11 protein-coding genes and 1 other annotated feature are annotated in these 10,321 nt (G+C 28.3%); all 11 genes read right to left on the bottom strand.

From position 1 onward, the window contains the following. Positions 1-22: 22 nt before the first annotated feature. Positions 23-619, bottom strand: coding sequence for a class I SAM-dependent methyltransferase (locus tag KMP12_RS05235; RefSeq protein ID WP_215756688.1), 597 nt, complete (start codon positions 617-619; stop codon positions 23-25). A gap of 147 nt (positions 620-766) precedes the next feature. Further along, positions 767-1,129, bottom strand: coding sequence for a 50S ribosomal protein L7/L12 (rplL, locus tag KMP12_RS05230; RefSeq protein ID WP_215756687.1), 363 nt, complete (start codon positions 1,127-1,129; stop codon positions 767-769). Positions 1,130-1,172: 43 nt separating this feature from the next. After that, on the bottom strand, positions 1,173-1,673 hold the full coding sequence (rplJ, locus tag KMP12_RS05225; protein WP_215756686.1) for a 50S ribosomal protein L10: 501 nt from the start codon (positions 1,671-1,673) through the stop codon (positions 1,173-1,175). Positions 1,674-1,708: 35 nt separating this feature from the next. Next, positions 1,709-1,842 (bottom strand) — a sequence feature (ribosomal protein L10 leader region). Between the two features lie 305 nt (positions 1,843-2,147). Further along, positions 2,148-3,434, bottom strand: coding sequence for an adenylosuccinate synthase (locus KMP12_RS05220; RefSeq protein ID WP_215756685.1), 1,287 nt, complete (start codon positions 3,432-3,434; stop codon positions 2,148-2,150). Positions 3,435-3,582: 148 nt separating this feature from the next. Next, on the bottom strand, positions 3,583-4,338 hold the full coding sequence (locus KMP12_RS05215) for a GNAT family N-acetyltransferase (protein ID WP_215756684.1): 756 nt from the start codon (positions 4,336-4,338) through the stop codon (positions 3,583-3,585). 29 nt (positions 4,339-4,367) lie between these two features. Then, positions 4,368-5,648: an LCP family protein gene (locus tag KMP12_RS05210; protein ID WP_215756683.1), complete on the bottom strand. Its 1,281-nt coding sequence runs from the start codon at positions 5,646-5,648 to the stop codon at positions 4,368-4,370. An 88-nt stretch (positions 5,649-5,736) separates the two neighbouring features. Beyond that, positions 5,737-6,570, bottom strand: a complete 834-nt coding sequence (locus tag KMP12_RS05205; protein ID WP_215756682.1) for a metallophosphoesterase — start codon at positions 6,568-6,570, stop codon at positions 5,737-5,739. Between the two features lie 109 nt (positions 6,571-6,679). Next, positions 6,680-7,933 (bottom strand): tetratricopeptide repeat protein, encoded by a 1,254-nt coding sequence (locus tag KMP12_RS05200; protein WP_215756681.1) that lies wholly within the window; start codon positions 7,931-7,933, stop codon positions 6,680-6,682. A gap of 14 nt (positions 7,934-7,947) precedes the next feature. Continuing rightward, the gene (locus tag KMP12_RS05195) at positions 7,948-8,892 is read right to left on the bottom strand and encodes a polyprenyl synthetase family protein (RefSeq protein WP_215756680.1); all 945 of its coding nucleotides are present in this window, start codon (positions 8,890-8,892) and stop codon (positions 7,948-7,950) included. After that, the gene (locus KMP12_RS05190) at positions 8,885-9,385 is read right to left on the bottom strand and encodes a hypothetical protein (RefSeq protein ID WP_215756679.1); all 501 of its coding nucleotides are present in this window, start codon (positions 9,383-9,385) and stop codon (positions 8,885-8,887) included. The genes KMP12_RS05195 and KMP12_RS05190 overlap by 8 nt, the downstream gene beginning before the upstream one ends. 110 nt (positions 9,386-9,495) lie before the next feature. After that, positions 9,496-10,023: a QueT transporter family protein gene (locus KMP12_RS05185; protein ID WP_215756678.1), complete on the bottom strand. Its 528-nt coding sequence runs from the start codon at positions 10,021-10,023 to the stop codon at positions 9,496-9,498. Between the last annotated feature and the right edge of the window lie 298 nt (positions 10,024-10,321).

The following is a 10,321-nucleotide window of genomic DNA, read 5'->3' as shown; positions in this document are numbered from 1 at the left end:
ATAATTTATTTTTAAAGTCAATTTATTTTATTGATTTTAGGATATAATATCCCTTGTTTCTAGAAACAATTTTAACGTCTTTAAATAAATTTTCTAATAATTTTTTACAACTTGCCATACCTTGTTTTTTTTGAATGACTACCCACAACTCTCCATCAGTATTAAGAAATTCAAAACTTTGTTTCATTATTTTATGCACTACTTCCTTGCCTGCTCTTATTGGCGGATTGCTTAAAATTATATCAAAACTTTCTTCTATATTATCAAGAACATCATTTTCTATTAATTTTACTTGATTTTCAACCTTATTTAATTTCAAATTTTTATCAGATAATTCTAAACTTCTTTTATTTATATCTATCATGGTAAAAGAAAAATTTTTGTAGTTATCAGCTAAAAATACAGATACTACTCCGTAACCACAACCCAAATCACAAACTTTTGCACTAGTTTTTTGGCTACTAAAATTTTCTAGCAAAGTTCTCGTTCCAAAATCAACACCATTTTTAGAAAATACGCCATTATCCGTTATAAATTTATATTCTTTTTCCTTGATAAATCCTCTTATTATTTGCTCCTTACTTTTTGAATTAGGATTATTTGTATAATAATGTTCCATATATTATCACCTACATAAATTAAAAAAGTATATCTCTGCTTAGCTGAGCTAATCTGAGATATACTATATATTATTATCATCTAAATACATTCTAATGAATATTTGTTATTTTTACATCTATCTAATTAGTTTTTAGTTAAAATTCAATTATTTAACTTCTACTGAAGCTCCAACTTCTTCTAATTTAGCTTTAATTTCTTCTGCTTCTTCTTTAGAAACTCCTTCTTTAAGAGTTGATGGTGCACCGTCAACTTTTTCTTTAGCTTCTTTTAGCCCGTCGCCAGTGATTTCACGAACAACTTTGATTACTTTAATTTTTTGGTCTCCAGTAGCAACTAATACTACATCAAATTCAGTTTTTTCTTCTACATCAGCAACTCCAGCACCAGCTACAACAGCTACAGGTGCAGCCGCAGTTACTCCAAACTCTTCTTCAATTGCTTTTACTAGGTCGTTTAACTCTAAAACTGACATAGCTTTGATAGCTTCTAAAATTTGTTCTTTAGTCATTATAATTTTCCTCCGATTGTGTATAAGTAATTTTTATTTTTTATTAAGCTTCTTGTTCAGCTTTTTGGTCTGCAACAGCCTTAACTGCTAAAGCAGTATTTCTCATTGGTGCTGTTAATACAGATAATAGCATAGAAAGTAATCCTTCCTTGCTTGGTAATGTTGCGATAGCTTTAACTTCATCTAACAAAGCTACTTTACCTTCAATTACACCTGCTTTTAATTCAAGGTTTTCATGATTTTTAGCAAAATCATTCAGAACTCTGGCTGGTGCAACTACATCTTCACTTGAAAAAGCAATGGCATTTGGTCCAGTTAATACTTCATTTAACCCCTCAATTCCTGCTTGTTCCATAGCTCGACGTACTAATGAGTTTTTGTAAACTTTAAATGTTAACCCTTCGTTACGCATATTGTTACGTAGTTCTGTTACTTCAGCAACATTGAGACCACGATAATCAGCGATAACGATTGATGAACTTGCTTTAATTTCTTCTGCAATTTGGTTTACAAGTTCTTGTTTTCTCTCAATAGCTTTTGACATTGAATTTCCTCCTAATTAGATTTATCAATCTCATTGTACCAATAAAAGAACCTTTCTGCATGCGAGAACACACAAAAAGGCATAACATAATACTCTTTTTATTATCGTCCTCGGTAGGATTATTAAAACTTTCGTTCCCTACTGTCTTAGGTACATTTTAAACTGACTTTAGATAATATACACTATTTCTATTACAATGTCAAGTTATTTTTAATTTCATTTGCAAAATATTTTTTAAAATAATTTTTTTAATAATTAAATTTTATTTAAATACATAATAATTATTTTTTTAACATAAACTTTTAAAATTTTACTTCTTATAATAATTTTGTAAAATTTAAACAAAATAAAAAGCAGAAGTTTTCTTCTGCTTTAATTTCATAATCTCAAATTTTAAGTAATTATTTTTTAATAAGTTTTTATTTTAACCATAAAATAATTTTTCTTGAAAATTTTTAAAGTAAAATAATTTTTTTATTTCCACAAGTCTTCTAATAAGTGAGTTTGTGTTCTATCTGGTCCAGTAGAAAATACTGAAATTTTAACGCCAACTAATTCTTCTATGCGTTTTAGGTATTTGCGAGCATTTTCTGGTAATTCTTCTAATGATGTTACTCCTGTAATATCCTCATCAAATCCTGGTAAAATTTCGTAAACTGGCTTGCAGTCTTTTATAATATTTTCACTAGCTGGATATTCTTTTAAAAGTTCTCCGTTAAAGTCATAGGCTGTACAAATTTTTAATTCTTTCAAACCACTAAGAACATCTAAGCAATTTACTGACAAGTTAGTCATACCTGATACACGTGCAGAATGACGCATAACCACAGTATCAAACCAACCTATGCGTCTTGGTCGTCTTGTAACTGTTCCGTATTCATTACCAACTTCTCTAATTGTATCTCCTATTTCATCAAATAATTCTGTTGGGAAAGGTCCATCACCTACTCGTGAAGTGTAGGCTTTACATATACCTAAGACTTTAAATCCATTTGTTGGGACAAAACCATTGCCAACAGTAATTCCACCAGCACTCGGATTTGATGAAGTTACATAAGGGTAAGTCCCGTGGTCAATATCAAGCATTACACCTTGTGCTCCCTCAAACAAGATGTTTTTATTAGATTTTTGTGCATCTTCTAATACTTTAGCTGTATCCGTAACATACTCAGATAATTTTTTTCCGTATTCAAAGTATTCATCAAAAATTTCTTCGACTGTAAAACCTTCTACTCCGTAAATTTTTTCAAAGACTTCATTTTTTTCTAACAAGTTTTGTTCTAATTTTTTTCTGAACAAATCTGCATCTAATAAGTCTGCTATTCTAATTCCACAGCGTTTATATTTGTCTACATAAGTTGGTCCTATACCTTTTTTAGTTGTTCCAATTTTAGAGTCACCACGTCTTAATTCTTCGACTTCATCTAATTTTAAATGATAAGGTAAAACTACATGTACTCTGTTAGATATTCTTAATCCCTTACAAGTTACTCCAGTTTCTTTAAGTTTATCAATTTCTCCGCACAGCCATTTAGGGTCAACAACAAGACCATTTCCGATAATTGATAACTTGTCTTCGTTAAATATTCCTGAAGGTATCAACTGAAGTTTATAAGTCTTACCATCAAATTTTATGGTATGCCCTGCATTATTCCCTCCCTGATAACGAGCAATCACATCAGCCTTTTCTGCAAGAAAATCAGTAATTTTCCCTTTCCCTTCATCTCCCCATTGTGAACCAACTATTACTATTGTAGTCATATAAATTGACCTCCTAAATTTTATATAAATATCACTTTTTATTATAACAAGTTCTATTAATGTTTGCAATATACAAAAAAATATTAAGTATTAAATAGAAAAACGAATAATTAACATTAAAAAAAGAGTGAATTTTTAAATCCACTCTCTAAAGTTCGCTTTTTAAAAAATATATCTTAGAAGATATATGCTCAAACCCCATTTTTTCGTACATATACTTTGGTGTGTCGTAAGAATCTGCTATTAAAATTATATATTTTTTATTAAATATTTTTATTGCACGATGTATTAACCCACTAGCAATACCTTTTTTTCTATATTTTTCTGCTACATATAAATTATCAACTTCTAAATAATTATCATTTAAAATAATATTTACAGAAGCAATAATTTTATTATTTTCCTTAGCTATTAACTGAACTATTTCTTCATTTCTTATATCTTCGTATATGGATTCTTTGTTGTGATTTGCCCACTCTTCATTGGCAAACTCTAAGTCTATTTTGTAGTTAAAATCAATATATTCTGGATAATCAGCCTTTTCTAAAACTGAAATATTTAAGTTATCAGCATCAATAATTTTTATTTTTTCAACATCTAGCCTATATAAATCAAATTCGGTGTTAGTGTAACCATTATTTTTTAAAAATTTTACTAATTTTTTATCTAACTCTGTATTTTCTGGCAGAGCTAAATTAATAAAATTTACACTCTTATCCCTAAAAAATTCTCTGCAAGCATCTATATAGTAAGCTAGCTCATCTTCATTTTTAGGAATTTCTTTTATTTCTAAATAGTTATCACTGTAAGATAATTTTGATTTTATTCTTCTGTGGATAAGATATTTTTCAGTTTCAAGAGCTACTTTAGATTTTGTATGAACATTTATAAAGCTATGTTGCATTGTAAAATACCTTTCTAATATAAGAATTATTACTGTTTCTTGTCAGATTTTTCTTTGCTAGTATCTTCTTTAGGCCTATTCTCATTACTTATAGTAGGGTCATTAGCTAAGTCTTGAATAGTTAATTGTTTTGGTAAATACTGCAATAAATCCTCTGCCGCTAGATTAACATAATTAGCTGGTCTGTAAAAGTTAGCAGCTGGTTTAACAGTTGATTTTTCATACTTTTTTATTAAAGGAACTATATATCCTTGATAGTGAATATTTATTAAATCATTAGCCATTGGTAAATTATTGTCCAAGGTATTATTTAAAACTGAAGATACATAAAGTAGATGAGATGGTTTTGGATAATAATAGTAAACTCCTGCCATGTTTGCGTCATATCCACCTATTCTATGTGATACTATATTTATATTATTAGTAGCAAACATTGATACAGCAGATGTTATCTGACTTGTTGTCATGTTGTGAGTAACATTATCTCCACCTATTGAAATCAATTCATTAACTTTTGCCAGAGCATTTAAACTCTTAGCCTTGTCTATAATTGCATGAATTATTTGAAGTTGTCTTTGACCTCTTTCGATGTCACTGTCATGGTATCTAGTACGAGCAAAAGCTAGAGCTTCTTCTCCTTTCAAATTATGCCAACCCTGTTTTAAATGAATAGTCCCCTGTTCTCCGTTAGAATTTTGCTCCACCATATCAAAGGGAACATATAATTTTACACCACCCAAAGAGTCTACAACTTGTTCAAAGGCTTTAAAATTTACAACGACATAAAAATTGATAGGAACATTAAGTAAATTACTCACCGCTTCTATTGTCCCATCGCTACCCCCATAAACATGGGCATGAGTTATCTTATCAAAGAAATAGGCTGAGGGATCATTTTTATCAGACGAATTTCTCATAAGAGTAAAAGAATCTCTAGGTATACTTACCATATCCATTCTATTTTTATCCTTATTGACAGTTAATAAAACTAGAGAGTCTGTTCTACTATTTTCTCTAGTTTGCCCTTCTGCAGCCCTAGAATCATTTTCATCTATCCCCATTATTAACAATGAAAACTTTTTAAAATTAGGGTCAACCTGCTCTGTATTTTCCGAATGTTTAAAACCTTGTTTTACATTACTTGAAAAATTACCCCAAGTGTAAATAAGAAAACCACTAGTAGCTACAAGTAAAAAGAGAAATGTATATAATATTCTTCTCCATCTTTTTCTTTTCTTTTTATTTTCTTCTACAACTTTTTCAACTCGTGATAATCTCGAATATTGATTTTTATCAGTATTGTTACCCATATCTTCTCTCCATTTTTATAAATACCATACAATTATACTATATTTTTTTTTCAAATACTACTTTTAAAAGTAAATAAATATAATTAATTTAATTATTATCTAATTCTACAACTATATATTCAAGATTATTATTTATTCTCATTGGAAAAGAACTATTCCCCAGCCCCTGTGAAACTATCATAGAAGTGTTTTTTTCTTTATAAATTCCATGCGTATATTTTGGAAAAAATCCTTGACTTGGAGAAAATATTCTACCCACAAAAGGAATATTCCACTGTCCACCATGAGCATGTCCAGAAAAGACCAAATCAAAACCTACTTCTGAATAGATATATAATTTTTCCGGTCTGTGAGCTAGTAAAATATTAAATTCTCCAGAATCATAATTTGCTAAAAGTGTATTCCTGTGATTTGCATAATAATTTTTATAATCATCAACCAAGAAATAATTAAAATCTTCTATTCCAGAAATTATAATTTTATCATTGCCTCTTTTTAGACTTACTTTTCTGTTAGAAATATTTTTTATTCCTAGCTTATCCAAGACTTTTTTTAAGTTTTCGTATTCATCACCAAGTCTAAGTTCATGATTGCCAGAAACAAAATAGCAATCTGCCATATCTACTAACTGGGATAGTATATTGTAAGCTGTGGCAGAATTATTTCTATAACTATCCAATATGTCGCCAGTAATAAAAATAAGGTCTGCTTTTTCTTTTCTTATATTGTCAAAAAATATTTGGTCTGAAAAACCTATTTTGTCGCAGTGAATATCTGATAACTGAATTATTTTAAAACCTCTAAATGAAGGAGGGATTTTTGAATTATTTATTTTAAAACTATTTTTTTTGACAAATTTATTTTGATATAAATATGTGGCAATCAAGGATAAACTTGCCAAAATATATTTTTTAATTTTCATATAGTTCTCACTTTACATATTTTTTCTAAGTATATCATTATAGTCTGTTTACTGCAATATTAATATAATTTAACATAAAAAGTGCGTGATTTTTATTTCACGCACTTTTTTATTTACAACTATCACAATCACATTCGTCGCAATTTTCACCATCACAACTACAAGCTGAATTTGTATGATTGTTATTAAAATTTTCATAACTACTATTCATCGCTTGTTCAGCTAAAACATCATGCAAGTATCTTTTTATTGTTGCACTAGCAGTTAATTCGTAAACATTACTTAAAATTTCAGGATAAGTAGCTTCATTATACAAGAAAGGTCTATGCTTTTTTATTTCTTTTTCGACAAAATCTGCATAGTCTTCTTCTTCAGAAAGTGCTAATAAGGCTAGGGCTAGAAGAGACGAATCTTCTTTAATTATGTCATACCCCTGATAAATTTCAAATACTTTTTCTGCTTCGTAAAGTTCTTTTAGGGCATTAATTGCAATATACAGACTGTCATTATCAATTCCCATAATCGTTAAAATTTCTTTTACCATTGTTCTAATATCATTGTATCTTTTCTCTTGCTTATAAAGAGAAGTTAGTTGAATGTAGACATTTTTTGACAATCCTTGTAAGTCTAAATATTTTTCTAAATACTTAATAGCTTCTTGTCCCTTACTCATAAAACCAAGGTGCATATAAGCATCAAGATTTTCATTATCCAAGGCTACCCTTTTTAGTAAAAATTCTTTTGATTTATCCAAATCTTTTAATTGGTTATGGGCGTATGCCAAAGAAAAATAAATTTCTGCATCCTCATATTCTATTCCATATTGATTATAAAAATCTACTACATCTTCAAATTTTCCTAAAGATAAAAGATTATTAGTAACTTCTATAAAATTATCAATATTATTATTTTCATTAAACATCTTGTAGCTAAGTTCTAAGGCATCATCACCACGACCAACTTCAACGTAAACATTAGCAAGTTCTACATCAATAAGAGCTTTTAAATCTTCATCATCTTTAACTAATAATTTTGCTTGTTTAAATTTTTCTTCTGCTACATCAAATAAGAAATCATACTTGTAAATAAGACCTTCAAGCAATAGTATTTGGGCAGTTTTTTCTGCATTAAACAAAACCATTAGGGCTTCATCTTTTTTCCCAAGGTGCATTAAATTATCTACATAGCTTACTATGGCACCCTCATCTTCCTTATTATTTTCATATATTACTTCAGATACTTCTAGTGCCTTGTCTAGCATTCCATGTTCAAAAAATATCTCCCTAAAAACTTCTAATTGCCCTCTTTCTAAAAAATTAATATCTATATTTTCATATTCTTTTAAAAATTGTTCTATATCCATATTCTGCTCCTCTTTTAATAATTTCTATTTGCTAAACTAGCTACAATAAATAATAAATCTTCTCTGACATTTTTTGGAAACTTTTCTAGCATCAGTTTTGCCTTAGTTAAATATCTATCACTTATTAATTTTACTTTTGATAAAATTTCTTTATCAGCCTTTAATTCAGAAATGAGATTTAATTTTTCAATTTCCGTAAAATTTTTATATCCCAAAAATTTTTTTCTATCTTTTTTTATTTTAAAAATTATGGGCAGTGTTATGTTACCACTCATAAGATCCTGTCCCGTATCTTTACCAAGCACCTTTTCATCTGCTACAAAATCAAGATAATCGTCCATAATTTGATAACTCATACCCAGATAATAGCCGAACTTGTAACTTTTTTCTACATACTCATCAATTGCACCAGAAGATATTGAACCCAAGGCACAAGAACAAGCTATAAGAATGGCAGTTTTTCTTTTTATTTTTTTCAAGTAATCAAGTTCTCTTGTATCAATATTATACAAGTCTTCATACTGGATAATTTCACCATTACAAATTTGTTTTAAAGTTTCTGATAAATAAGTATGAACTCTTCCATTTTTTATCTTAGCTACTTCATTTAGGACAAGGGCAAACAAATAGTCCCCGATAAACAAGGCTGTATTGTTGCCATAAATATTATTTAAAGTAGCACGCCCCCTGCGTTCACTTGCACCGTCTATAATATCATCATGAATTAATGTCGTTGTATGAATTATCTCTAATATGGCAGCTATATGGCGTATATCAGCACTATATTTTTTATTATCTCCTAGAGCTGAACAAACAAGAGCTAAAATCAACCTAATACCCTTGCCACCAGAAGAAAAATAAGACTGGATAATTTCATTTATTTTCTCATCATCACAAGAAACTAAGTTTACTATTAATTTTTTTGTTTTCTTTATTTCTAATTCATAATTATTAAGCATGCAAGAAATTAAACTCCTCTATCAATGTTTGAAGCTGCACTTCTCTTTTTAATAAATCTGATAAATATTCTTTATAACAATCATAAAAATTTCTTAAAAAAAATACTTTTTCATCAAAGCTAAATTCCTTATTATATAAACAAAATAATAAACTTGGTAGACTAATAGCTAAATCAATAATTTCTAAGTTAGAAATATCTTTTTTAAGTAATAAAAGATAATTTTTTTTCATTACAGAAGAAAGCAAACTCAATTTACTCAAATCATTTAAAAAAAGCGAGTAATACTCAAAACTAAAAAAATCTCCTAATAATATTTCTTTAGAAGATAACTTAACATTAAAAAAAGCTTTTATGTGCTTATCTAAAGACGAAGTAGCAAAATAAATTGCTTCATTAATATTATCATTATCAAGAGAATATTTACAAACTAAATCTTTATATCCTAAAAACTTTATTAAATTTTCGTCATACTTATAAAAATATTTTTTCATACTCCTTACTCCATAAATTGCGATATAGAAATTATAACACAAAAACTACTTAATAAATAGAATTTGGCACAAAGAAAACAGCCAATATTAAATATTAGCTGACAAAAATTTTATTTGAATATTTTTTCTAAGTTTACTGCCTTGTTTAAAATTTCTGTTATGAATATACCAAAACCCATAACTAAGAATTGCGATAGAAGTAAAGAAGCATATATTGCTACAAAAACATCCCATTCAAAAGCAACTCTTGCTGAATTTTCTCCTGAAAATATTGCAATCTCATAAGCAATAATAGGCATACATACCCCTAAATAAACTACTATATTAACAATGTGTCTAACTATTCTATTTTTAATAAATTTAAAAATAAATATACTTAAAGCTAAAGCAAGCCCTGTTCCTAAGGTTCCAAAAAATACATCAACAAGACCTAAGGGACTAAAAAAATTAGCAATAGCTACACCCAAAGTAATCGGCACCCAAAACAGTGGACTGAATACTACTAATTGGGCTAAAGATTCACTGTATCTAAACTGTATAGCTCCATAAGAAAAACTAAGATTAGATACTGTCAGCACTACATATATGGCGGCTATTAAGGCTTGCAGTGTTAAAATTTTAACTTTATTATTTCTCATTTATCCTCCTTACAATGTTCAAGAATAAAAACAAAAAAACACTAGAATATGAGAGGCTAGTGTTTAGCTAGTTTTTTTTATAGATGGATCTCTCAAACATCTTTTATTAAATTTTTTAATACTAATTCTAACATTAAATTATAAAATAGTCAAATAAAAATTTTAAAGATAAGTAAATTATATAATTAAGTTAGCCAGTAGTACAAAAAAAGCATCTCATAGGATATACTTTTAGTAACTACAAAAAAAGGATACCAAGAGATGCAAGAACATTATAACACAAAAGGCAAACACATTA

The organism is Gemella sp. zg-1178 (assembly GCF_018790995.1).
Lineage (GTDB): Bacteria > Bacillota > Bacilli > Staphylococcales > Gemellaceae > Gemelliphila.
This window is presented reverse-complemented; position numbering and strand designations above follow the sequence as displayed.